The 25,113-nt window shown below is 44.9% G+C and carries 19 protein-coding genes; 15 read left to right on the plus strand and 4 right to left on the minus strand.

The genetic code is table 11. The annotated features are described in order from the left end of the window. The first annotated feature begins 93 nt into the window (after positions 1–93). The 11 genes from GT575_RS04530 to GT575_RS04580 all read left to right on the plus strand — a co-directional run bounded on the left by GT575_RS04530 (position 94) and on the right by GT575_RS04580 (position 10,081). A complete protein-coding gene (locus GT575_RS04530) occupies positions 94–477 on the plus strand; it encodes a VOC family protein (RefSeq protein WP_117875505.1) in 384 nt (127 codons plus the stop codon). A 27-nt stretch (positions 478–504) separates the two neighbouring features. Then, positions 505–1,038 carry a nitroreductase family protein gene (locus GT575_RS04535; RefSeq protein WP_015533229.1) on the plus strand — a complete coding sequence of 178 codons (534 nt, stop codon included), beginning with the start codon at positions 505–507 and terminating at the stop codon, positions 1,036–1,038. Between the two features lie 143 nt (positions 1,039–1,181). Further along, on the plus strand, positions 1,182–2,123 hold the full coding sequence (locus GT575_RS04540; RefSeq protein ID WP_242857252.1) for a zinc finger Ran-binding domain-containing protein: 942 nt from the start codon (positions 1,182–1,184) through the stop codon (positions 2,121–2,123). Between the two features lie 28 nt (positions 2,124–2,151). Beyond that, on the plus strand, positions 2,152–2,358 hold the full coding sequence (locus GT575_RS15395; RefSeq protein ID WP_161171569.1) for a GNAT family N-acetyltransferase: 207 nt from the start codon (positions 2,152–2,154) through the stop codon (positions 2,356–2,358). A gap of 141 nt (positions 2,359–2,499) precedes the next feature. Next, a complete protein-coding gene (locus GT575_RS04550) occupies positions 2,500–4,029 on the plus strand; it encodes a hypothetical protein (protein WP_055143907.1) in 1,530 nt (509 codons plus the stop codon). 339 nt (positions 4,030–4,368) lie between these two features. Continuing rightward, a complete protein-coding gene (gene gatC / locus GT575_RS04555; RefSeq protein ID WP_015533226.1) occupies positions 4,369–4,656 on the plus strand; it encodes an Asp-tRNA(Asn)/Glu-tRNA(Gln) amidotransferase subunit GatC in 288 nt (95 codons plus the stop codon). A 22-nt stretch (positions 4,657–4,678) separates the two neighbouring features. Continuing rightward, positions 4,679–6,142 (plus strand): Asp-tRNA(Asn)/Glu-tRNA(Gln) amidotransferase subunit GatA, encoded by a 1,464-nt coding sequence (gene gatA, locus GT575_RS04560; protein WP_172676629.1) that lies wholly within the window; start codon positions 4,679–4,681, stop codon positions 6,140–6,142. Between the two features lie 3 nt (positions 6,143–6,145). Further along, the gene (gatB, locus tag GT575_RS04565) at positions 6,146–7,576 is read left to right on the plus strand and encodes an Asp-tRNA(Asn)/Glu-tRNA(Gln) amidotransferase subunit GatB (protein WP_022217158.1); all 1,431 of its coding nucleotides are present in this window, start codon (positions 6,146–6,148) and stop codon (positions 7,574–7,576) included. A 2-nt stretch (positions 7,577–7,578) separates the two neighbouring features. Further along, positions 7,579–9,060 carry a sugar transferase gene (locus GT575_RS04570; protein ID WP_055223734.1) on the plus strand — a complete coding sequence of 494 codons (1,482 nt, stop codon included), beginning with the start codon at positions 7,579–7,581 and terminating at the stop codon, positions 9,058–9,060. Positions 9,061–9,091: 31 nt separating this feature from the next. Further along, positions 9,092–9,838 (plus strand): glycosyltransferase family 2 protein, encoded by a 747-nt coding sequence (locus GT575_RS04575; RefSeq protein WP_022217156.1) that lies wholly within the window; start codon positions 9,092–9,094, stop codon positions 9,836–9,838. 30 nt (positions 9,839–9,868) lie between these two features. Continuing rightward, entirely contained in the window at positions 9,869–10,081 is a 213-nt protein-coding gene (locus GT575_RS04580) for a toxin-antitoxin system HicB family antitoxin (protein WP_055273599.1), read from the plus strand. 57 nt (positions 10,082–10,138) lie between these two features. Here the strand turns inward: GT575_RS04580 and GT575_RS04585 are convergent, their stop codons facing one another. Beyond that, positions 10,139–11,362, minus strand: coding sequence for a UDPGP type 1 family protein (locus GT575_RS04585; RefSeq protein WP_015533225.1), 1,224 nt, complete (start codon positions 11,360–11,362; stop codon positions 10,139–10,141). Between the two features lie 63 nt (positions 11,363–11,425). Continuing rightward, positions 11,426–12,154: a glycosyltransferase gene (locus tag GT575_RS04590; RefSeq protein ID WP_022217153.1), complete on the minus strand. Its 729-nt coding sequence runs from the start codon at positions 12,152–12,154 to the stop codon at positions 11,426–11,428. Positions 12,155–12,358: 204 nt separating this feature from the next. Between GT575_RS04590 and GT575_RS04595 the strand changes: the two genes are divergently transcribed. The 3 genes from GT575_RS04595 to GT575_RS04605 all read left to right on the plus strand — a co-directional run bounded on the left by GT575_RS04595 (position 12,359) and on the right by GT575_RS04605 (position 21,139). Continuing rightward, on the plus strand, positions 12,359–14,689 hold the full coding sequence (locus tag GT575_RS04595) for an LCP family protein (protein WP_161171570.1): 2,331 nt from the start codon (positions 12,359–12,361) through the stop codon (positions 14,687–14,689). A gap of 334 nt (positions 14,690–15,023) precedes the next feature. Beyond that, positions 15,024–19,571: a glutamate synthase large subunit gene (gene gltB / locus GT575_RS04600; protein ID WP_161171571.1), complete on the plus strand. Its 4,548-nt coding sequence runs from the start codon at positions 15,024–15,026 to the stop codon at positions 19,569–19,571. Positions 19,572–19,573: 2 nt separating this feature from the next. Beyond that, a complete protein-coding gene (locus GT575_RS04605; protein WP_161171572.1) occupies positions 19,574–21,139 on the plus strand; it encodes a glutamate synthase subunit beta in 1,566 nt (521 codons plus the stop codon). A 66-nt stretch (positions 21,140–21,205) separates the two neighbouring features. Here GT575_RS04605 and GT575_RS04610 read toward each other — a convergent pair whose 3' ends face one another. After that, positions 21,206–22,435 (minus strand): 6-phosphofructokinase, encoded by a 1,230-nt coding sequence (locus tag GT575_RS04610; protein ID WP_055223744.1) that lies wholly within the window; start codon positions 22,433–22,435, stop codon positions 21,206–21,208. Positions 22,436–22,464: 29 nt separating this feature from the next. After that, complete coding sequence (locus GT575_RS04615; protein WP_133300860.1) at positions 22,465–23,064, minus strand: hypothetical protein; 600 nt, start codon at positions 23,062–23,064, stop codon at positions 22,465–22,467. Between the two features lie 434 nt (positions 23,065–23,498). Here GT575_RS04615 and GT575_RS04620 point away from each other — a divergent pair, with 434 nt between their 5' ends. Beyond that, entirely contained in the window at positions 23,499–25,112 is a 1,614-nt protein-coding gene (locus tag GT575_RS04620; RefSeq protein ID WP_243147838.1) for a SpoIID/LytB domain-containing protein, read from the plus strand. Position 25,113 lies beyond the last annotated feature (1 nt).

Raw genomic sequence — 25,113 nt, forward strand, 5'->3', positions numbered from 1 at the left:
GTTAAAATAGCTTATATAGCATGCCTATAGCAGCATGCATATAGTAGTTTGTCTATCTGAGTGTAGCGTATAAGATAATGAGGAGTTGCATTTATGAGAATTGAGCATGTTGCGATGTATGTGAATGATCTTAAAGCTGCGAAGAATTTTTTTGAGAAATATCTGGGAGCATCAGCAAATGAGGGATATCATAATAAAACGACGGACTTCCGTTCATATTTTCTCACATTTGATGATGGCGCAAGGCTTGAGATAATGAACAGGCAGGGAATGGATGATCCTGAAAAGACACTTAACAGAACCGGATTGATACATATAGCATTCAGTGTGGGAAGCAAAGAAAAAGTTGATGAGCTTACCAGACAGCTTGCGGAGGATGGCTATGAGGTGACAAGTGGACCGCGGACGACAGGCGATGGATACTATGAGAGCTGTGTGGTCTGCATAGAGGATAATCAGATAGAGATAACGGTATAGGAATGACAGAATAGGAGGTAAAAGACAATGGATAATCAGGTATTAGAGGTAATAAAAAAGAGAAGCTCAGCGAGAGCATACAGTGATGAAGAGGTTATGAAGGAGCAGCTTGAGAAGGTCATCGAGGCTGGGCTTCAGGGACCTACAGGTATGAATAAGAAAGAGATACATTTTACAGTTGTTAAGGGTGATGCTCCAATTCTGGAAGAGCTTGATGCAGAGAAGCGTGCACTTCGCGGACAGGATAAGCAGCCTCACAATTTCTATTATGAGGCTCCGGTGCTCATATTCTTAAGCGCTGAGGATGACTTCAAGTGGAGCAAGGTGGATTCAGGAATTGCAGTTCAGAATATGGCTATAGCGGCAGAGAGCATGGGGCTCGGAAATCTGATAATCGGTTGCGTGTATGATGCACTTCACGGGGAGAAGAAAGCATATTTTGACAAGGCACTTGCAATACCGAAGGGATATTCATTCCAGATAGCTCTTGCCGTTGGACACAAGACTGACAACAAGACACCACATGATTACGATGTTGCTGCGCAGGTAAGTTATCTGTAGTATATATGGGGAGGATATTGCGTATGGGAAAACTTGTAATGGGGTATTGAGACTGCCCATATTGTAGTACGAAACATATAGAAGGAACGAAGCGTGAGTGTCCGTCCTGCGGAAAGCCGAGGGGACAGGAAGTTAAGTTCTATATGGATGGAGTGCGGTATTTGTCCGCGGAGGAGAGTCAGACAAAGGGAAAAGGTGCCGACTGGTTATGTGATCATTGTGGCAATTACAATTCAGCTCTTAACACACGGTGCAGCAGCTGCGGTGCTGAACGAGGTGCGAAGGATAAGGGGTATTTTGACGTCAGGAAAGAGCAGGACGCAAGGAATGCCAGGAATGCATCAGGTACAGGAACGGCTGCCGACGGACAAAAAGGCGGGCAGGGCAATCGGAAAAGAGGACATTCATTTGGAGCATGGAAGATAGTGCTGATCGGCATGCTTGTGATAGCGGCTATAATCGGACTTACGGCGATCATAGCCATGCCAAAGAAGAGGACAGTCACAGTCAGGGATATGACATGGAAGACCAGTGTTGATGTGGAGAAATATATTCTGTGTGATGAAGACGACTGGGAACTCCCCGAGGGTGCCACGCTAAAGACCACGAAACAAGAGGTGCACCATACTGAACAGGAATATGTTGGTGAGCGTGAGGAGACCTATGATTCATATGAGGTGATAGGTTCCCATGTGGAGTACAGCTATGAGGACAATGGAGATGGAACCTTCTCTGAAGTTGCAAATGATGTGGACGATTATGGATATGTGACGAGAACGAGGTCTGTTCCGGTGTATAGAGATAAGCCTATATACAGGACGAAGTATTATTATACAATATGGCGGTGGAAGTACGACAGGACGGAGACCGCCGAGGGCGGTGGAAAGACACCGGAATACCCAGATCCCCAGCTCACAGACAAGGAGAGGCTAAGGAAAAAATCAGTTGAATATGAAGTCACATGTGAAGTGAAGGATAAGGAAAAGACATATAAAGTTGAAAAGTCTATATATGACAAACTTGACATAGGTGAGACATATAAAGTCAAGGCTGACTCTGAGGAGATAGTGAGTATCATAGAGTAAATACTTAAGAACATGGAGGCGGGCAAAAGTGACAAAGCAGTCAAAGCCTGGTAAGGATAAAAATTCAGATATTGAGAGATATCCGTATCTGGTGGTTGAGCTGTCAGGACAGATTGCGGGATATGCTTATGTGGGACCATTTCATGACAGACCGGCGTATGACAGGTCCGTGGAGACATCGATATATGTGGATAGGAATATAAGGCATATTGTTGATCCTGAGAGACCATTCTGACCTGCCTGGCTCATCCCCGGATGGATAAGACATAGTGAAAATTATGTCGAATCTGTTCGGGGATTTTTTTATTATAACGAATATGCGGGAAGTCTGTTGAATACTATGTATTTGAGACGAAATAGTTAAGGCGGACATTGAATGAGAGGTAACCATGATAATGGGATGTGCTTTCAGACTATGCAGCTCATAGCAGTTGCAGTGGCGATGGTTTTTGTGCTTTGCGTGACGGCGGGGACTATAGGAGCACTTGCAAAGGCGGATGATGGCAGTTATATGCTGCAAAGCAGCTCTGCAACGGAGCTAATGGGGGACTTTGGTGTGATATGTTTTGACACACTGTATGCACAGACACATCTTCACAGTAACTTTATCACAAGGACACTCAGTGCAAATTCAAACTCGGGACTCAGAAATTCGTATGGAGTATATGAGGAATTCTACTTTGAAAATGCTGAACGGATGTGTGGCTGTGTGTCGGATGCAGGAACTGATATGCTTTATACAGGAGCGAAAGTCAGGAGAGCAGATGGCGGTGAAATATATATCCGCATGAATGATGGTACCCAGACAAAGCTTGACAGTCCGGCAAATGTCAGAACCGATGCAGAAATTGAAGATGATGGTGAATATTCTAAATATGCAGATATGGCTGATATACAGAGAAAGTTTATTGACTATAGTCAGAAACTTAGGACTTATGCAGACACAGAGGGTACTGTGGATGTTGATATAACAGGTGATATGAACGATAGAAGTGTGTCAGTAAATGGTAGCGGACTGCATGTGGTATCCATGGATTACAGTCAGCTCGCCGCGGGCACAAATCCGATATATTTTGAGTTCCCGGATTATGGTGATGATACGGTGCTGCTCATGAATATTGATCTGGCAGGTATCCAGAATGCTGTTCTGGGCGATCTGATACTTGGAAGCAAGAGCGATGCAAAGGCAAACGATAATGGTAATTTTTATAATGCCTACAACAGAATGTATTTTAACTTCTATGACAGCTCGGCAGCAGATGGACAATTTGGCGGAAGCATAACATTTGCGGGCAGGGGATTTGGAACAGTGATAGCTCCAGAGGCAGCGGTAAATCTCGGACACAACTGGGATGGTTGTGTGGTGAGTGAAGTATTCTCAAACGGAGGAGAGTTCCACAGAGTACCGGGAAATGATTTCCTGGATGAAGAGCCAACGACAGAGGGTACGACGACCGAAGATACGACAACCGAAGATACGACAACGGAGGACACGACAACCGAAGACACAACCACGGAAGACACAACGACAAAGGATACGACAACGGAAGATACCACAACAGAAGACACGACGACAGAGGACACGACAACAGAAGATACCACAACAGAAGATACCACAACAGAAGATACCACAACGGAAGACACGACAACAGAATCAACAACAGGAACAACAACAGAGGATACCTCAACAGAAACTACGACGGGTACAACTACAGAGTCGACCACGGAACGTACTACATGGAGCACAACAGGAACGACAATAACCATGACAACTACGCGCAGCACTCCGCCGGTGAGACATCCAGATACTGGTGACAGGCTGCCCGTGAAAGAAGTGGCAGGTGTGGTCATTCTGGCGCTTATGGGAAGTGCGGGGATATTAATATATAAAAAAATAAGAAAGTAGACATATTCTATTGAAATAGGACATAGAGCTGGGCTACAGCTTGGTCGTGTTCAGGAGATAGTCAGGCCAGGGAGACATTAGTAAAATACAGTTAGTACTGTATATAATTTAAATAGAGTTACAGCACCGCCATGTATGCAGCGTTTTACATGGCGGTGTTTTGCGTAATACAGGTAAAAATGCCCATAGTCTTGCATAATATCCCAGGATGTGATATATTTTAGGGGAATTTTGTGGTACAAAATACCATGGCGGGAGAATGTGTTTACATTATTTGACACAGAATAATAAGAAGGCACATTCTTTATTTTTGCTCATTAAAGATAGGAGAACAAGAACATGACGATAACTGATGAAACAATTGATTATGTTGGAATCCTTGCAAAGCTTGAGCTCTCCCCGGAGGAGAAGGAGCAGGCAAAGAAGGATATGTCAGACATGCTTGATTATGTCAGCAAACTGAATGAACTTAATACAGACGGTGTGGAGGCTATGAGCCATACATTCCCATACAACAATGTGTTCCGTGAGGACGTTGTTGTAAATGGAGACGACAGAGAGAACATGCTGAAGAATGCGCCAGAGCAGAAGGATGGCTGCTACAAGGTGCCAAAGACATTTGACTAGGAGGTAGGCTGAAGTGAATTTAATGGGTATGACGGCTGTAGAGCTGGGAAAAGCTATTAAAGATGGACAGGTGAGCGTAGTTGAAGCGACACAGGCCTGTCTTGACAGCATCGAGGCGTGCGAGAAAGATTATAATAGTTTTGTCACGGTTGATCGTGAAGGAGCACTTGCCCAGGCGGAGGAAGTGCAGAAGAAGATAGATGCGGGAGAGCTCAATGGTCCTCTTGCAGGAGTTCCGATAGCAATAAAGGACAATATGTGCCAGGAGGGTGTGCAGACAAGCTGTTCATCCAAGATTCTGTCAAATTTTGTTCCGACATATACAGCTGAGGCCGTTGTGAAGCTCAAGGAAGCAGGAGCGGTTATAGTAGGACATACCAACATGGATGAGTTTGCCATGGGAAGTACAACCGAGACATCATATTTTGGTGAGACAAGAAATCCATGGGATACAAATAGAGTTCCAGGTGGTTCATCAGGTGGATCAGCGGCAGCAGTTGCCGGTGAGGAGGTGCCATGTGCCCTCGGTTCAGATACCGGTGGATCTATCAGACAGCCGGCTTCATTCTGCGGTGTTACCGGAATCAAGCCAACCTATGGAAGAGTGTCAAGATACGGACTTATAGCATACGGTTCATCACTTGACCAGATCGGACCACTTGCGAAGAATGTAGAGGACTGTGCGACGATCCTTGAGATCATATCACAGTATGACAAGAAGGATTCAACATCAGTTAACAGAGATGACAATGATTTTACAAGCGCACTTGTGGATGATGTGAAAGGCCTTAAGATCGGTCTTCCAAGAGACTATTTCACAGAGGGACTTGAGCCTGAGATAAAGGAAGCCGTGTATGGAGTAGCTGAGGCTTTGAAGGCAAAGGGAGCTATTGTTGAGGAGTTTGATCTTGGAATGGTTGAGTATGCTATTCCTGCTTACTATATCATTGCATCGGCGGAGGCAAGTTCTAACCTTGAGAGATTCGACGGTGTAAAATATGGTTACAGAACACCAGAGTACACAGATCTTCACAACATGTACAAGAAGAGCCGTTCAGAAGGATTTGGCCCTGAGGTCAAGAGAAGAATCATGCTCGGTTCATTTGTGCTGAGTTCAGGCTATTACGATGCATATTATGTAAAGGCCCTCAAGGCAAAGGCGCTCATCAAACAGGCGTATGACAAGGCGTTTGAGAAGTATGATATCATTCTCGGACCTGTTGCACCTACAACAGCACTGAAGATGGGAGAGTCACTCTCAGATCCTATCAAGATGTATCTGGGAGATGTGTACACAGTCCCTGTAAATCTTGCAGGACTTCCGGGAATATCACTTCCATGTGGAACTGATAAGGATGGAATGCCTATAGGTGTGCAGATGGTTGGAGATGCATTTGACGAAAAGACCATTATTAGGGCAGCGTATGCATTTGAGCAGACTAGAGAGTACAAGAGACCTGCACAGGTTTCAGAAAGGGGGCTGTAAGAGATGGCAAAGACATATGAGACAGTCATCGGACTTGAGGTCCATGTAGAGCTTGCGACCAAGACAAAGATATTCTGCGGCTGCAGCACAGCATTTGGAGGAGCTCCTAATACACATACATGTCCTGTATGTACAGGAATGCCGGGCTCACTTCCGGTACTTAACAAAGAGGTTGTAAATAAAGCGATTGCGGTCGGTCTTGCAACAAACTGTACGATCACACAGAACTGTAAGTTTGACAGAAAGAACTATTTCTATCCTGACAACCCACAGAACTACCAGATATCACAGCTCTACTATCCAATATGCAGGGACGGTAAGGTTGAGATAGAGGTTGACGGAGTTAAGAAATATGTGAGGATCCATGAGATACATATGGAGGAGGATGCAGGTAAGCTTGTCCATGATCCATATACAGACAGCTCACTTGTGGATTTCAACCGTTCAGGTGTGCCTCTTATAGAGATAGTATCTGAGCCTGACATGAGATCTGCGGAGGATGTAATAGCATATCTTGAAAAGCTCAGAGAGACGATACAGTATCTCGGAGCTTCAGACTGTAAGCTGAATGAGGGATCCATGCGTGCTGATGTCAATCTTTCGATCAGAGAGGTTGGCTCAGAGGAGTTTGGCACACGTACAGAGACCAAGAACCTGAACTCATTCAAGGCCATTGCCAGAGCCATAGAGAATGAGAGAGAGAGACAGATCGATCTCATCGAGTCTGGTGAAAATGTTGTCCAGGAGACAAGAAGATGGGATGATACTAAGGAGTATTCATATCCTATGAGATCCAAGGAGGATGCACAGGATTACAGATATTTCCCTGATCCTGACCTTGTACCTATCCACATCAGCGATGAGTGGCTCCAGCAGGTAAGGGATGCACAGCCTGAGTTCAGAGACGAGAAGAAGATAAGATACAAAGAGGAATATGCGATTCCTGACTATGATATAGACATCATCACGGCCTCCAAGAAGCTGGCAGATCTGTTTGAGGACGCGATTGCACTGGGAGCACCTGCAAAGAAGGTTTCCAACTGGATCATGGGAGAGACCATGAGACTGATGAAGGAGAACAGTGTTGATGCGGAAGACCTGAAGTTTTCAGCGGAGAATCTTGCGAAGCTCATCAAACTTGTTGATGACAGGGTTATCAATGGCGGTGTTGCAAAGGAAGTGTTCGAAAAGATATTTGCAGATAATATAGATCCTGAGAAGTATGTCAAGGATAACGGACTTGCAACTGTTCAGGATGACAATGCACTTAAGGAGGCATGTCAGGTAGCCATAGATAACAATCCAAAGGCTGTTGATGATTACAGAGGCGGCAAGGAGAAGGCTCTCGGAGCACTTGTCGGACAGGTTATGAAAGCTATGAAGGGTAAAGCAGATCCTGGATCTGTCAACAAGATGCTTAGGGAGATGCTATAAATATGGAAGAAAACAGAAGAGTTAGAAAGAGGGACAGATACAAACGTCTCATAACAGTGGGTGAGGCCTGTGTACTCATCGCTGTGGAGCTGGTGCTGTTTGGACTCATGTGGTACCGGGACTATGAGGTAACGCTTACGCTTCCGTTCTGGAGAAGAGGAAACTGGGCAGTTATCGGAATGTATGGAATAATCATCATACTTTTCACCAAGCTTTATGGTGGTTACAGAGTCGGATTCTTCAGACTGCTTGATATAGTTTACTCACAGCTGCTGGCTCTCGTGTGTGCCAATGTAGTTGGTTACCTGCAGCTCTGTATAATCTGTCGTGACTATGTAAATCCGGTACCATTGTTAAAGGTAACCGGGCTTGAAACGATAGTGATATTGATTTGGATATTTGCGTGTAGATTTTTGTATGCGAAGATGTATCCGCCAAGGCATCTGCTGCTGGTATATGGATATAAGACTCCGATAGAGTTCATAGACAAGATCAATGCCCGTAAGGACAAGTATGTAATAGAAGACAGAATACATGTCAGCGAGGGCGAGCAGGCGATCAAGGAGAAGATACTCCAGTACGATGGAGTAATCATTTGCGAGACAAAGGCTTATATAAGAAATGAGCTTGTGAAGTATTGTTTTGAACACTCCATCAGATCGTATGTTGTGCCAAAGCTTTCCGACATAATCATATTAGGAGCTGAGCCTATTCATTTGTTCGATACGCCTATCCTCTTATCACGAAATCAGGGACTTACCGGTGACGATATGATCATTAAGAGGATCATGGATGTTATATGTGGATTTATACTGCTTGTCATAGCTTCACCATTTATGCTCATATCAGCACTTGCGATATGGCTGTATGACAGAGGACCGGTATTCTACAAGCAGGACAGACTGACACTGAATGGCAAGGTGTTCAAGATCATCAAGTTCAGAAGTATGAAGATGGACTCCGAGGCAGGTGGAGCACAGCTTGCAAAGAAGGATGATGACAGAATAACCCCTGTGGGAAAATGGCTCAGAAAGCTGCATCTTGATGAACTGCCACAGCTTTTCAACGTACTCAAGGGTGATATGTCACTTGTCGGACCGAGACCTGAGAGACCGGAGATCGCCGAGCTTTATAAGAAGACATTCCCTGAGTTTGACTACAGACTCAAGATGAAGGCCGGACTTACGGGATATGCACAGGTTTACGGCAAATACAACACAACCCCTAGAGATAAGGTTAAGCTGGATCTTACCTATTATGAGCAGTATTCAATATGGCTTGATCTCAAGCTGATGCTCCTGACGGTAAAGATCATGTTCCAGAAGGAGACATCAGAGGGAATCGCATCAAATATGACCACGGCACTCAGGGATGGCGAGAAGGTACAGATACCTTCACCTGTAAATGTGAAGCCGGAAGGGCTTGATGAGTCTGAGGATGCATTCTATGACCTCGGAAAGACTGTGCAGAAAACAGATAAATAATAAGCGATATATATCGATGTAGGTGTGTATGATGACTGGAGAAAAAGTATCGGTGATAATTCCGGCGTATAACAGCAGCAGAACCATTTATTCTGCGGTGGATTCAGTTATGAAGCAGGGGATTCCTGTGGAGGTCATAATAGTTGATGACTGTTCGACGGATGATCTGACAGGAGCACTTGATGGATACGCGGAAGATGACCGTGTGAATATCATCAGAAATGAAAAAAATATGGGAGTTGCAGCTTCGCGTAACCGCGGGGTTGCGGCTGCAACTTGCAGATACGTTGCATTTATAGATTCGGATGATCAGTGGCAGCCTGATAAACTGGCTAAACAGTTGAAGCTTATGGAGCAGACAGGTGCGGTTCTGTGTTCTACGGCCAGGGAGCTTGTGAACGAAGACGGATCCAGAACGGGAAAAGTGATCGGAGTTCCTGAAAAGGTAACCTATAAGATGCTACTCAGAGGAAATGTGATCAATTGTTCATCGGTTGTGATGGACAGACAGGTTGCACTCAGATATCCGATGGGCAACGACGATATCCATGAGGATTATATTTGCTGGTTGCAGATACTGAAGGAATACGGAAGCTCGGTTGCGATAAATGAGCCGTTGCTATTATACAGGCAGATGAGAAACAGTAAGTCTGGTTCAAAACTGTCGTCTGCAAAAAAGACATTTGCCGTATACAGAAAAGTTGGATATGGAGTTATAAGAAGCTGCTTTTACTTCATGTGTTATGCGGTAAATGGTGTTGTAAAATATCTGTTCTGATAGGAATAAATTATATGGCGGAGAAAAGAAATGACGGATGACAATAAGAAGAGAGGCCCGGGAAGGCCGACGGAAAAGAGAAAAGATACGATCCTGAGACTTAGGATAGATACAGATACTCATCGGAAGCTCAGTGAATGTGCGGCGGTGCGACAGGTATCTATGTCAGAGCTTGTCAGGGAAGCGATAGATGAGATATTCCGAAGAGAAAAAGAAAAACAGCAGAAGAATGAGGCAGAATAAAAATAACAGGTCGATGGCATATACCATCGACCTGTTATTTTGTTATATATTCATGGATTAAAGTGTGTAGCCGTTCTTTTTGAGGAGCTCTCTGGCTGAGTCTATAGAATCATTTCCTGTAGCATTCTTTATAGGAGCAAATTCCTTCTCTCTGTCGACCTCAAATGGAAGACATGTTCCCATATAAGCGATCATATCGAGAGCCAGTGTCTCAAATTTGTAGCCGTTTGGCTCTGATGGCTTGACGATCTCTCCATCCTCACCGACATAAGGGATAGCCTTCTTGACGATGTGGAGAGGCATACTTTCATTCATGATCTTCATCAGTCTGTCAACCGGGAAGATATAGTTTAATGTAACTCCATAGTTGTAAGCGTAATCGCCGTTGGCATCGCGCTCATCACGCATGGCATCTGTGAGTTCATAATACTCGACGATATATGGCTTTCCGTGGTTAGTACACAGGACGCCAACCTTCTCGTCAGGGTATGCTTTTTTGACAACCTTTCCGCCGGAGAGGAAGCCCTCTGTGAGAACTGCTCCGAGGAATACTGGGTCTGCAATTCTCTGAAGTACATTGTCAACTGAGAATACATTTATATACTTGATTCCGTATTTTGTGAGCTTGTCGAGGTGGCCGGCCTTGCAGAGGGATGAGAACCATCCACCGTTGCCGTTAGGAGACATGGCAACCTTTCCCTTCTCCTCGAGATATATCTTGCCGTTGAAGTCCACTGAAGGAACCATTTCCTGTTTAAAGAAATGAACATATTCAGGATTGTAACCGAAGTAGTCATGCTCTTTGAAGAATGATGTTGTGTCATCGTGGTTCTTCTCATTGGTCATGATGAAGAAATGGATCCAGGTATCTGCCATCTTCACAATATCGAGGGTGTGCTCGATGAGAAGCTGGAATATAAACATATCCTTGGTGACACCGACGTTGAAGGTTCCCTTAGGACCGGAGAATCCAAGACGGGTGCCCTGACCACCTGCCAGGAGGACCAGTGCCAGATCGCCAGCTTTGATGGCTTCAAGGCCTGCGTTCTTGTATATATCATATTTTTCTGCAATGCTGTCCATCTGGAGAGCTGCAACGGGAGCGATATCAGAATCACTTCCTGATGAATTGTGTCCGATCATATCGATAAGTGAGAAATCAATTTCACTGATCTGGTTCAGGAGTGCTGCCTGTTCAGCCTCGCTGAGAGTATCATAATACTTTAATAAGTGTAGCTGTCCTTTTTCTTCGAGAAGCTTGTAAGCGTTTTCGTAATTCATAAAAATCTCCTTAATAAATGTGTAGTTTGTATTTATTTTCTCTATCCGTGTATAATCCCTAAATTAATGATATTTCTTCTTGATCTCAATAGTGTCTGTGAATACCTTCCAAATGTCCTTGATCTTGATCCTTCTTCCATCTGCTGCATCGTCCCTGCTGTAATTCAGGACGATAGGAGCTTCGGATATCGAATATCCCTGTCTGTGTGCAGCCACAAGGATTTCAATATCAAAAGCATAGCCCGATATGGAAAGGTTCTCGGCAATCGGCTTTATGACTTCTGCTTTAAAAAGCTTTATACCGGTCTGGGTGTCATGGATACCAAGATGAAACAGCATTTTGAGCATAATATAATAGCTGTAGCTCATGACTCTTCTAATAGGAGGATAATCAAGCTTGGATTCAGGGTGAAGCTTTGATCCTATGACTATGTCAGAACCGGTGTCCCTCATCTGCTTCATAAATGGCTTGAGAAGAGATGGACTCAGTTCAAGGTCTGAATCAAGGAATGCTATATATTTGCCGGAAGCTTTGGCAATTCCGGTTGTGATAGCATGTCCCTTTCCCTGATTGACATCATATCCTGTATCTACAATATGAGAATCCATTTCGGCTGCCTCGGCAATAAGTTTGCCTGTGGAGTCCTTGCTACCATCATTCACAGCGATTATCTCATAATGATGAAGAAAACGGCTGAGTATTCGGCTAGTCTCAAGAAGATTATCTTTGATGTGCTGTTCTTCATTGTAGGCGGGCATAACCACCGACAAAGTAATATTGTTAGTATCCATTTCCTGCTCCTTAAAAAATAAGCATTGATATTTAGACATTATTAATATGAGTATACTTTTTTATACATCATGTGTCAAATAAAATAGTGTTAATATGAAGGTGTTTATACTAATTAAGATATAATACATGTTGTAAAAGGAAAAAATATAATGTATTATAAATCGAGGTAACGACATTTTTAGATATTTGAAAAAGGAGTTCCAATGGATAATAAGAAGAAAAATGGAATGAGATCCAGGTACGATGAGGACATGGATTGGCTGGATGACGATGATGATTATCTTGATGATGGTGGGTTGATAGGATCATTGTTGTTCGGGGATAAAAAGAAGAAAGAAAAAAGGCGTGATCCTGAGCCGGAGAGAAAGGCTGATAAGAGACCGGAAAAGAAGCCGGAGAAGAAGACTCAGAAGAATATTTCCAGACCTGTGAAGCCGGAAGAGAATTATGACGAGTATTATCACGAGGACAGCAGGGCAAGAAGAGTGAAGAGTGAGGCCCGGGCAAAGCAGAGACAGACCGGACAGCCTGTAGCAGACAGAGCTGTGGACAGAGGTCCGGTGAAGAGGACACAGGGCACTGTACCGAGGACACAGAGCAATCAGAGTACCGTGCAGAGACCTTCAAAAGCTGCCCAGAGACCACGCAGGAGTATACAGAGCACAGGAAGCTCATCTGTGGACAATCTGCTCAGAGAAGTTGACAATATTGAGACAGATGTGCAGACAAGACATGAGGAGCTTAGACGTGAGGCGTGGGAACGCACCCAGAGAAATGTTGCAAAGGCAAAGGCTGAGGTTGAGAGGCTGGAGCTCGAGAGAGAGCAGAATGCCCGCGAAGAGGCAAGAAAGCTTAAGGTTCAGCAGGAGCTTGAGCGCCGCCAGCAGATGAAAGAAGCTGAGAAAAAGGAAGAGCCTGTTGAGGAAGATAACAAGATCACTGAGCCGCAGGAGAGTGATGCGGAAGTTGTAGAAACTGCCACACAGCCAGTAGAAGAGCATGAACAGAAGACTGAGCCGGCAGATATTCTGGAGAAGAATACGGAGTCTGTCCTTGACGATGAGGTCGAGGAAGCTGCAGAGGCAGAGCCTGTGGAAGAGGCTTCGACAGTATCATCCCGAAGAACAGATGACATGCTGGACATGGATGAGCTTGAGCGTATGGAGAAGGATATTGATGAGGATAAGCTCAGTTATTCGGAATCAGATACGGCTGATCTGGGACTTGGAGACATAGGCAAAGCATTGGGCTTCGATGAAGTGGAGCTTGAGGATGATGAGGAAGAGCCTGAGGAGGACGAGGAGTCAGACAGCGAAAAGTTCTTCAGGGAGAACCTTCTCGATGAGGCTGATCCAAAGGTTGTCAATCCGGAGAGAAAGAAGCTTAACATCAGTACAAGAGTGTGGGCGATAGCGTTCTTTGTCCTGCTTGCACTGTTTATACTCATATGTATAATATATGTCAAGAATTATGCCAGAATGAAGTACAATGAGATGGATATCAATGAGATAAGTGCAGATCAGATACTTGTCAATGACGGTGTCAAGGATGCGACCAAGGGATATCGTGCCATTGCACTCTACGGAGTGGATTCCAGAGATTCGAATATGAATTCAGGAACTAACAGTGACAGTATAATGATAGTGAGCATCAATGAGAGCACCAAGGAGATCAAGCTTGTATCTGTATACAGAGATACTCTGATGGAGATAGCAAGCGGTTCTATGGATACCACACAGAAGGTGAATTACGCATACCAGCTCGGCGGTGCGGTTACAGCCATCAACACACTGAATACCAATCTCGACCTGAATATCACAGATTATGTGGCAGTTGATTTCAGTGCAATGGCAAGTATAATCGATGCTGTTGGAGGCGTTGATGTCAAGGTCATTGATGAAGAGGTGAACAACTTCAATAAGAACCTTGCAGAGCAGATAAGCCTGTCAGGCAAATATTCATCAGGAATAACTGAGGCAGGAGAGTATACTCTTGATGGACAGCAGGCAGTTGCATATTCAAGAATACGATCCACTGGCCAGGGAGATATAACAAGAACCGAGAGACAGAGAATAGTTCTCATGAAGGTTATAGACAAGCTGCTCAGCGCAGACACAGGTTCACTTGATTCATTTGTTGATGTTTCATTTAAATGTATATCAACAAGTCTTAACAAGGACGATATACATGCTCTTGTCAAGAATGTGGCTGGATATAAGGTTGTAGATACCGCAGGATTCCCATTTGCATATGAGGCAAAGGAACTCTCGGACAAGGGTAACTGCCTTGTGGCTGCTGATATGGCATCCAATGTGGAGGCATTACATGAATATCTGTATGGTGCTGACAAATACGTCATATCAGGCACAGTAAAGCAGATAAGCAGCAATATAGAGAGCATATCAGGTGTTAAGTCACAGAAGGTCAAGGTGACGACGGAGGCTCCGGGTGATGGAATATCAGATGGAAGCGACGAGGATGGAGATCTTAGGACGATAACAACTCCTCCAAAGGGAATGATCGTCGAGGAATAAAAAACTAAACATAATAATTAAGCAAGGAAGCTTCAGATATGGGGCTTCCTTTTTTTATGCATCGGAGACATTGAGATATGAGACATCCAATGCTTAAAGAAAGGCTACAATATAAAGAATTGTATATACATTACAGAGCATTGTTTTTTAATCGAAAACTGTCAGATAATTTATTGAAAAAAGTTGTTTACAAACAGTGTAAATGGTAGTAATATATCAAAAACGATAAATGACTTGAGAAAAATACAAAAATAACAATATTTACTTGAGAAACAAAAGTTAAAATCAAAATATCATTGTGAATGACAAAAACATGGAAAGGACGGAACAGGACATGATTGAGAATAAGAGAGCGGAGAATACCGGATTATACGACCCAAGCTTTGAGCACGATAACTGTGGTATCGGTGCCGTTGTCAATATCAAGGGTATAAAGACACATGACACAGTGAACAATGCACTCAAGATTGTTGAGAATCTTGAGCACAGAGCAGGAAAGGACGCAGAGGGCAAGACCGGAGACGGTGTAGGTATACTCCTTCAGATATCACATAAGTTCTTCACCAAGGCTTTAGCAGAGCTTGGATATGACCTTGGAAAGGAAGGCGATTATGGAATAGGAATGTTCTTCTTTCCACAGAAGGAGCTGGCGCGCAAGCAGGCTATGAAAATGTTTGAGGTCATAGTGGAGAAGGAAGGACTGGAGTTCATTTGCTGGAGAGAGGTTCCTACAACACCTGGAATCCTTGGCAAGAAGGCAATAGATGTCATGCCATGCATCATGCAGGCATTCATCAGAAGACCTGAGACAGTGAAGGCCGGTATGGACTTCGACAGAAAGCTCTACTTCGTCAGACGAATATTTGAGGAGAGCAATGATGACACGTATGTTCCATCACTTTCCAGCAAGACTATAGTATATAAAGGAATGTTCCTCGTCGGTGAGCTCAGAATGTTCTACAACGACCTTCAGGATCCTGACTATGAGTCAGCCATAGGACTTGTTCATTCAAGATTCTCAACGAATACAACGCCATCATGGCTCAGAGCTCATCCGTACAGATACCTGTGCCACAACGGCGAGATCAATACAATAAGAGGAAATGAGGACAAGATGATCGCCCGTGAGGAGACCATGGAGTCCACCATCATGCAGGATGAGATGTACAAGGTTATGCCTGTTCTTGATCCGGATGGATCGGATTCAGCAAGACTTGACAACTGTCTTGAGTTCCTTGTACTGAATGGAATACCACTTCCTATGGCAGTCATGATCACGATCCCTGAGCCATGGGAGAACGATAGAGCCATGAGTCAGGAGAAGAAGGATTTCTACCAGTATTATGCAACCATGATGGAGCCTTGGGATGGTCCTGCTTCTATATTATTCACAGACGGTGAGCTCATGGGAGCAGTTCTTGATAGAAACGGACTGAGACCATCGAGATACTATATCACAGATGATGATTACCTTGTACTTTCATCAGAGGTCGGAGTTCTGGACGTAGATCCATCCAAGATCGTAAAGAAAGACCGACTCAGACCTGGCAAGATGCTTCTTGTCGACACAGTGAATGGACGTCTTATATCTGATGAGGAGATCAAGGAGAAATACGCGCTGGCAAAGCCTTACGGAGAGTGGGTAGACAGCAATCTTGTACATCTCGCTGATCTGAAGATTCCAAATATCAGAGTTCAGGAGTATACAGACGAGGAGAGAGCAAGACTTCAGAAGGCATTTGGATATACCTACGAGGATTTCAAGAATACCATATATCCTATGGCAGAGAAAGGTGCAGAGGCAATCAGTGCCATGGGGACTGATACACCACTTGCAGTTCTCTCGAACAGCCACAAGCCACTGTTCAACTTCTTCAAGCAGTTATTTGCACAGGTTACAAACCCACCTATCGATGCGATCAGAGAGGAAGTTGTTACATCCACATCGGTATATCTCGGAAAGGACGGAAACATCCTCGAGGAGAAGCCGGAGAACTGTCATGTGCTGAAGATCAACCATCCAATACTGACAAATACGGATCTTTTGAAGATCAAGAATATGAATGTACCGGGACTTAAGGTTGCGACACTTCCGATTCTTTATTATAAGAACACATCCATGGAGAAGGCTCTCGACAGACTGTTTATCGAGGCCGACAAGCTCTACAGGGACGGTGTAAATATCCTCATCCTCTCAGACAGAGGTGTGGATGAGAACCATGTTGCAATACCATCACTCCTTGCAGTATCAGCTATGCAGAAGCACCTGGTAAGAACCAAGAAGAGAACAGCGGTTGCGATCATCCTTGAGAGTGCTGATCCAAGAAATGTACACCACTTTGCAACACTTCTCGGATATGGTGCATGTGCAGTCAATCCATATCTGGCAATAGAGACGATCAAGCAGATGGTAGATTCGCATCTGCTGAACAAGGATTTCAATGCGGCTGTCGATGATTACAACAGTGCAATATGCCACGGAATAGTAAAGATCGCATCCAAGATGGGTGTATCAACGATCCAGTCATACATGGGATCACAGATATTTGAGTGTATCGGTCTTTCAAAGGACGTTGTGGACAGATACTTTACAAATACAGTAAGCCGTGTTGGCGGTTCTGGTATAAAGGAGCTTGAGAAGACAGTTGATGATCTTCACTCATCAGCATTTGATCCGCTTGGACTTAACACAAACCTTGCCCTTACAAGCATCGGTGCACACAAGTTCAGAAGCGGCAAGGAGGAGCACCTGTACAATCCTGTTACTATACATCTTCTTCAGGAGTCTACAAGGCGCGGCGATTACAAGCTGTTCAAGCAGTACACAGCAGCGCTCCACGATGAGCAGAAGCCATTCCACCTGAGAGGTCTCATGGACTTCAAGTTCGCTGACAAGCCGGTTCCACTCGATGAGGTCGAGCCTGCAAGCGAGATTGTGAAGAGATTCAAGACTGGTGCCATGAGTTACGGAAGTATATCACAGGAGGCACATGAGTGTATGGCCATCGCCATGAACGAGCTGGGCGGTAAGTCCAATTCAGGAGAGGGCGGTGAGTCGATAGAGAGACTTACGATCGGCAAGGATGGCAAGAATAGATGCTCAGCCATCAAGCAGGTAGCATCAGGAAGATTTGGCGTTACATCGAGATACCTTGTGAGTGCCAAGGAGATACAGATCAAGATGGCACAGGGAGCAAAGCCTGGAGAGGGCGGACATCTCCCTGGCGGAAAGGTATATCCATGGATCGCAAAGACAAGACTTTCGACACCGGGAGTAAGCCTTATCTCTCCACCACCACATCACGATATATATTCGATAGAGGATCTTGCACAGCTCATCTACGACTGCAAGAATGCAAACCGTGATGCGAGAATATCAGTAAAGCTTGTGTCTGAGGCTGGTGTAGGTACAGTAGCGGCCGGTGTTGCAAAGGCCGGAGCACAGGTCATCCTGATCTCAGGTTATGACGGAGGAACAGGAGCAGCACCTAACAACTCCATCCATTACGCAGGACTCCCTTGGGAGCTTGGACTTGCAGAGACACATCAGACACTTATCATGAATGATCTCAGAAATAAGGTCATCCTTGAGGCAGACGGTAAGCTGATGACAGGCCGTGACGTTGCGATAGCTGCAATGCTCGGAGCTGAGGAATTTGGATTTGCAACAGCACCGCTTGTAACAATGGGTTGTGTCATGATGAGGGTATGTAACCTTGACACATGTCCTGTCGGAATAGCAACTCAGAACCCAGAACTCAGAAAGAGATTCAGAGGTAAGCCTGAGTACGTGAAGAACTTCATGCTGTTCATAGCAGAGGAGCTTCGAGAGTACATGAGCAAGCTCGGCGTCAGAACAGTCGATGAGCTGGTTGGACGTTCAGATCTCCTCATGAGCAGCGACAGAGCAGATGAGAGAAATGTCATCCTTGATAAGATAATTAACAATCCTTATATAGATATGCCACAGAACAAGGTAAAGTATCACGAGAAGAATGTCTATGACTTCCAGCTTGAGAAGACAGTAGATATGAGAATTCTCATGAAGAAGCTTGGACCTGCACTTGAGAAGGGACAGAAGAAGAGCGTTGAGCTTGATGTGGTCAACACAGACAGATCTGTTGGAACGATATTCGGTTCAGAGATCACAAAGAAGTACGGCGAGTCACTTGATGAGGACACATACATCGTCAAATGCAACGGCGCCGGCGGACAGAGCTTTGGAGCATTTATTCCAAAGGGACTTACACTTGAGCTGGTGGGCGACAGCAACGATTACTTCGGCAAGGGTCTGTCAGGTGGTAAGCTGATAGTTTATCCGCCTCGTTCAGTTAAGTACAAGCATGAGGATAACATCATCATAGGAAACGTTGCACTGTACGGTGCCACAAGTGGTAAGGCATTCATCAACGGTGTTGCCGGCGAGAGATTTGCAGTTCGTAACTCTGGTGCCACGGCGGTCGTTGAGGGTGTTGGCGATCACGGATGTGAGTACATGACAGGTGGTAAAGTAGTAGTTCTTGGAACAACAGGCAAGAACTTTGCAGCCGGAATGAGCGGTGGTATTGCATATGTACTTGATATGGGCAACGATCTGTACAAGAGACTTAACAAAGAGATGATATCCATAGAGGCTGTGACAGACAAGTACGAGGTGAGCGAGCTGAAGCATCTCATCATGGATCATGTAAATTATACAAATTCAGAGATAGGCAAGAGGATTCTTGAGAACTTTGAGGGATATCTTCCAAAGTTCAAGAAGATCATACCAAAGGATTACAAGAAGATGATGAATATGATAGTTGCATTTGAGGAGAAGGGCCTGAGCCGCGAGAAGGCAGCTATCGAAGCATTCTACAAGGTTAAGAACGGAGGTAAGTAGGAATGGGAAAACCAACTGGATTTTTAGAATATGAGAGAAAGACAAGCGCAGAGCTTGCTCCTAAGGACAGAATCAAGAATTTCAATGAATTCCACACTCCGCTTAGCCGTGATGAGCAGAGAAAGCAGGCTGCAAGATGTATGGACTGTGGCGTTCCATTCTGCCAGGCAGGTATGAACATATGCGGAATGACATCGGGCTGTCCGCTGAACAACCTGATCCCAGAGTGGAATGATATGCTCTATAACGACAATCTTGAGCAGGCATTTGCAAGACTCAGCAAGACCAACTGTTTCCCTGAGTTTACAAGCCGTGTGTGCCCGGCTCTCTGTGAGAAGGCATGTACCTGTAACTTAAACGGTGATCCAGTGTCGGTCCGCGAGAACGAGAGAGCCATCATAGAGTATGCATTTGCAAATGACCTTGTAAATGATAAACAGCCAAAGGTTCACTCAGGCAAGAAGGTGGCAGTCATAGGTTCAGGTCCTTCGGGACTGGCCGTGGCAGACCAGCTGATCGGCAGAGGCCACGACGTGACTGTGTATGAGAGAAGTGACAGACCGGGCGGACTTCTCATGTATGGTATCCCAAACATGAAGCTTGAGAAGCAGATCATAGACAGAAGAATAGATGTCATGAAGAAGAGAGGAATAAAGTTCGTACTGAACACAGAGGTTGCAACCGGAAAGGCATCTGCGAAGGCTGTGTGTCCGAAGGATGATCAGATGACAGGTTATCTTAAGAACAAGAACCTCAAGTATGTGAAGGCTGGGGATTTGCTCAAGGAATACGACGCAGTTGTGCTTGCCTGTGGTGCAGCCAATCCAAGAGATATAAAAGCACCTGGAAGGGATGCAAAGGGAATCTACTTCGCTGTTGATTTCCTCAAGACTACGACAATGAGCCTTGTAAATTCGGGCTTTGCTGACAAGCAGTTCGTGAACTGTAAAGGCAAGAATGTTCTCGTCATCGGTGGTGGTGATACAGGAAATGACTGTGTGGGAACAGCAGTCCGTGAGGGCGCTGTCAGCGTTACACAGCTTGAGATGATGCCAAAGGCACCTGATACAAGAACACCAGACAATCCATGGCCAGAATGGCCGAAGATCTGCAAGACAGACTACGGTCAGCAGGAGGCAATAGCAGTATACGGACATGATCCTAGAATATATGAGACTACAGTCAAGGAATTCGTTAAGGACAAGGACGGAAATGTCAAGGCAGCCAAGTGTGTGAAGCTCGATTGGAAGAAGAATTCTGAGACAGGAAGAATGACTATGACAGAGATAGAGGGAAGCGAGTATATCGTTGACTGTGATGTGGTACTCATCGCAGCCGGATTCCTCGGATGTCAGACATATGTGGCAGAGAGCTTTGGCGTGGAACTCAACGAGAGAACAAATGTCAAGACTCCATGTCCAAACTCATATACAACAAATGTTCCAAAGGTATTCGTAGCCGGAGATATGCACAGAGGCCAGTCACTGGTCGTATGGGCCATACGCGAAGGCCGCGAGGCCGCCATGGCAGTAGAAGAGCTGCTGCTCGGATACACTAATTTGCAGTAGGATATACAAAATAAAAAAAATATCCCTAACACCACAGATATTGAGGTGTTAGGGATATTTTATTCTTTAAAGCAGGTGGTTTACCGGCAGGTACATAGGAAGTCCATCCTTGTACTGAAGGGAAACCTCGCCGATTATAAGAGGTCTGAGATATGCTTCCATCTCAGGTGTGACGTCATTCTTCTCAGGTGTGATCCACTCAAGCGGAATTGTCTTAGCCTGGTTGGCGATGAGAGATACATTCTCAGGTTCAATGATCCACTGGTATGGATCGTTAGAAACTCGCTTGATCGTGGACATAACAGCAGTCATTCCCTCGGCGGCGTATTTTACAGCAGCCTGGCCAAGTGCAAATGACTCGTTGATATCTGTCCTTGAGGAAATATGCGCTGCACATCTCTGGAGAACATTGAGCTCGATGGAACGAACCTTTATATCCATTCTGTCCTTAACAAGACTCTCGAGAGCCTTGCCGGTTCCGCTGAGCTGGGCATGTCCGAACTTGTCTGCCACAGCAGAAGTTGCGCTGATGTAGTTGCCATCCTTATCATGTATACCCTCAGATACGGCCACGATGACACATCTTGAAGTCTTTAATACATTTTTGATGTCCTCTATAAACTGATCCTCATCGAAGTCTACCTCAGGAAGATATATGAGATGAGGAGCAGGACTGTAGTCATTTCTTGCCAGACAGGATGCAGCGGTGAGCCAGCCTGCATCACGGCCCATGATCTCCACGATGACAACACTTGGTATCTGGTAGATGTAAGTGTCGTGGGCAATCTCCAGCATGGTGGATGCAACATACTTGGCTGCAGAGCCAAATCCCGGAGTGTGGTCGGTATGGCACAGGTCATTGTCAATGGTCTTAGGGATGCCGACGATCTTCACATCCGATCCGATCTTCTTTGCATATTTGCTGAGTTTATCCACTGTATCCATAGAGTCGTTTCCGCCGATATAGAAGAATGCGGCAACCTGATATTCCTCAAATCTGTCAAATATTATCTCATAAGGTTTTGAGTCAACCTCAAAATCAGGAAGCTTGTATCTGCATGAGCCAAGGTACATTGCAGGGGAGAGCTCCAGAGTATTTACCAGAGGAAATTTTGAGAGGGCCATGAGGGACAGATCTATGAAATTATTGTCCAGCACTCCCTGGATCCCGTGAATTGCACCGTAAACTCTGGTGAATTTGTTGCTTTTCTTAACTCCGTCTATGACACCTGCCAGCGAAGCATTTATCGCTACGGTAGGACCTCCTGACTGAGCTACTATACAGTTATCTTTCATTTTGTAAATCTCCTTTGAAAGGTTTTATTTTATTCTGGACTGCGCAGGAGTATGGTTATCTTTTTGCGGCCATAAACCATAAGTGCGTCCTTGATTATATCTTTGTTGGCATCGGTTGTGTGTATCTCAACAGTGTCCAGAAGCTTTTCGACATATGAGCACCAGAGGTCATAGATGATCTTCTGGTTCTTCTCACTGACAGGCGGAAGTGCAGCCTTTGCCTTTTCCAGATCGCAGTCAGCATCTGTCATGTAAATGAATGAATCAGGTGTGAGTGCTTCCTCACCGTATGCTGCGACAAATATCTCTTCTGTCCTGACAAATCCACAGTCATACATCTCAACTATGAGATCGTGGATACATTCATCGATATTATCGAAATAGTGGTAGTAACGGAGCAGATGAGCCTGATTCTCGTCCTCGATGTCATCACGGTTTATCCAGTACCCCTTGCTCTGGCTCTGTTCCTCCCTGATAGCCTCTTCCTGCATGAGATCGAGATCTCTCAGTGCCTCCTCGCGCTTATCGGCAAGCTTTCTTCTGACATACACCACAGTCATGACTATGAGTGCAAGCAGAAATACTCCGAGCAATACGCCGAATAACATTTGTAAGCTGGTTTTATCCATTTGGTGAACACCTGCCTTTCATGTTTGGAAATAATTATAAATTCCCATAAGTATCTACATTCTAACACAGGTAAGATTGGTATTTCAAGAAGGCATATAATGTCAATTATAGTGGTTAAAGTTCACGTGAAAAATTCTTGCAAGAGATGTAAAGGTAAGGTATAATGTGCTCATAGCTGAGATGTATTAAGTCTCTTGTGATTTTGAACCTACATTTGAATAAACGGGATTCCTATATCATTGTTATTGAAGTCAAGCCTCGTTATATAAGTTCTAGTGGAAGGCAGATATACAATTGCGGTTGCCCACCTAGCGCTGCTAGGACTCAAAAGCAAGGGCGCATTTCAGTTTATTACACAAGATGAAGAAGCAGCATGTATATGCTGCTTTTTCTCTGTATGTGGATATATTTGCGGAGAAATGGAGACAGGGGAATGCGAATAGATCAGAGGAAGAAATGGTATCAGAAGATCAAATACAATAAGAATTTTAAGATAGTGAGTTTCATAACTATAATTCTGGTATGTGTTGTCGGATATATGATGATAACAGGTAAAAACAGAGTAGGCGAAGAGACTGATGATAACAACGATGGCAATTCAGTGGAGACCATAGTTATAGAAGCTCCGGATGATCCGGTGGGAGATTTGAAGCAATATGTTGAAGCCGACACGGACAGTACAGAGATCGCGGAGTATGACTACACAATTCAGGGAGCAGGAACTGTGGCTTCAAAGAAGAAAGAGGATAAAGGCAGCAGCTCGTCCGGCACCGACAGAACCAGCGGGGGCAGCGGCTATGGCGGATCGTCAGTAGTTATATCCGGTATGGAGAACAGTGTCAGAGTCATCCTGACAAATGGCGGAGATTATTATCAGAGCTATGTGGAATTTACCTGCAGTACAGGATTTAACGTGACGAGCGATGGCAAGAAGAAAACCTACAAGGCGGATGAATTTGTATCACTTGGCAGCGACAACAAGGCCTCATCCATCATAGTTGAGCCTGAGAGTTCGGATGGAATGATAACAGTATCGAGTCTCAGCAAATCAAGCGGCACCCCGAGGTATCACGGAGCCCTTGAGATAACAAAGGATTCGTCGGGATACATGATCATCAATCAGGTAGATATAGAACAGTATCTGTATGGGGTAGTGTCAAGTGAGGTTTCATCGAACTACAGCCCGGAGGCGCTCAAGGCTATGGCAATCTGCGCCAGAGGATTTACATATAGAAAGCTTGGAAGTAACTACAGGGGATACAATGCAGACCTTGATGACACAACATCGTGCCAGGTCTACAATAACTTCCCTGAGACGGGAAATTCCATAGATGCAGTCCAGTCCACATCCGGAATTGTACCTACATATAACGGAGAGATCATAAATGCTGTATATTTCTCAACATCGTGCGGAACGACTACCACGAGTGACCAGGTGTGGGGCGGAAGCATGCCATATACCTGTACACGTATTCAGAATACGGCGCTGGACATCCCATATTTCAGCGATGAAGCGGCATTCAGGGATTTCATGGATGGCAAGACGGACACAGATGTGGTTGAGAGAAATCTTCCTATGTACAGGTGGACGGTTACATACACAGAAGATGAGATGAGAAATGCGGTTGAGACCGGCCTTTCAAGATGCTCGGATGTGTCTGCGACATCGGTTGGCAAGATCAAGTCAATAATGGTGACGGGAAGAGATGACAGTGGACTTGTGAAGGAAGTTACGATAACAGGCGACAAGGGAAGCGTGGTAGTCAGCGGCCAGAGCAATATTCGAGTTCTGTTCGCCACGGATGGCAAGGCTATAACAGAGCAGGATGGATCAGAGCTCACGGGCTGGACAGGCGTTCCAAGTAATTTCTACTATGTAAAGAAGGATAATGACACAGGACTCTACACACTTAAGGGCGGCGGATACGGACATGGAGTCGGAATGAGTCAGAATGGTGCAAATGAACTGGCAAAGCTGGGATATACTGCAGCGCAGATAATAAGCCATTATTACAACGGAGCAGTTCTCAGTTCGGTTGAAAAGTAAC

The sequence above is a fragment of the Coprococcus sp. BIOML-A2 genome (assembly GCF_009875795.1).
Lineage (GTDB): Bacteria > Bacillota > Clostridia > Lachnospirales > Lachnospiraceae > Coprococcus > Coprococcus aceti.

Bases quoted from the DNA above. Each gene is read 5' to 3' on its own strand.
- GT575_RS04530 (WP_117875505.1), top strand. From the start codon at position 94: ATGAGAATTGAGCATGTTGCGATGTATGTGAATGATCTTAAAGCTGCG.
- GT575_RS04535 (WP_015533229.1), top strand. From the start codon at position 505: ATGGATAATCAGGTATTAGAGGTAATAAAAAAGAGAAGCTCAGCGAGA.
- GT575_RS04540 (WP_242857252.1), top strand. From the start codon at position 1,182: ATGGATGGAGTGCGGTATTTGTCCGCGGAGGAGAGTCAGACAAAGGGA.
- GT575_RS04550 (WP_055143907.1), top strand. From the start codon at position 2,500: ATGAGAGGTAACCATGATAATGGGATGTGCTTTCAGACTATGCAGCTC.
- gatC (WP_015533226.1), top strand. From the start codon at position 4,369: ATGACGATAACTGATGAAACAATTGATTATGTTGGAATCCTTGCAAAG.
- gatA (WP_172676629.1), top strand. From the start codon at position 4,679: ATGGGTATGACGGCTGTAGAGCTGGGAAAAGCTATTAAAGATGGACAG.
- gatB (WP_022217158.1), top strand. From the start codon at position 6,146: ATGGCAAAGACATATGAGACAGTCATCGGACTTGAGGTCCATGTAGAG.
- GT575_RS04570 (WP_055223734.1), top strand. From the start codon at position 7,579: ATGGAAGAAAACAGAAGAGTTAGAAAGAGGGACAGATACAAACGTCTC.
- GT575_RS04575 (WP_022217156.1), top strand. From the start codon at position 9,092: ATGACTGGAGAAAAAGTATCGGTGATAATTCCGGCGTATAACAGCAGC.
- GT575_RS04580 (WP_055273599.1), top strand. From the start codon at position 9,869: ATGACGGATGACAATAAGAAGAGAGGCCCGGGAAGGCCGACGGAAAAG.
- GT575_RS04585 (WP_015533225.1), bottom strand. From the start codon at position 11,362: ATGAATTACGAAAACGCTTACAAGCTTCTCGAAGAAAAAGGACAGCTA.
- GT575_RS04590 (WP_022217153.1), bottom strand. From the start codon at position 12,154: ATGGATACTAACAATATTACTTTGTCGGTGGTTATGCCCGCCTACAAT.
- GT575_RS04595 (WP_161171570.1), top strand. From the start codon at position 12,359: ATGGATAATAAGAAGAAAAATGGAATGAGATCCAGGTACGATGAGGAC.
- gltB (WP_161171571.1), top strand. From the start codon at position 15,024: ATGATTGAGAATAAGAGAGCGGAGAATACCGGATTATACGACCCAAGC.
- GT575_RS04605 (WP_161171572.1), top strand. From the start codon at position 19,574: ATGGGAAAACCAACTGGATTTTTAGAATATGAGAGAAAGACAAGCGCA.
- GT575_RS04610 (WP_055223744.1), bottom strand. From the start codon at position 22,435: ATGAAAGATAACTGTATAGTAGCTCAGTCAGGAGGTCCTACCGTAGCG.
- GT575_RS04615 (WP_133300860.1), bottom strand. From the start codon at position 23,064: ATGGATAAAACCAGCTTACAAATGTTATTCGGCGTATTGCTCGGAGTA.
- GT575_RS04620 (WP_243147838.1), top strand. From the start codon at position 23,499: ATGCGAATAGATCAGAGGAAGAAATGGTATCAGAAGATCAAATACAAT.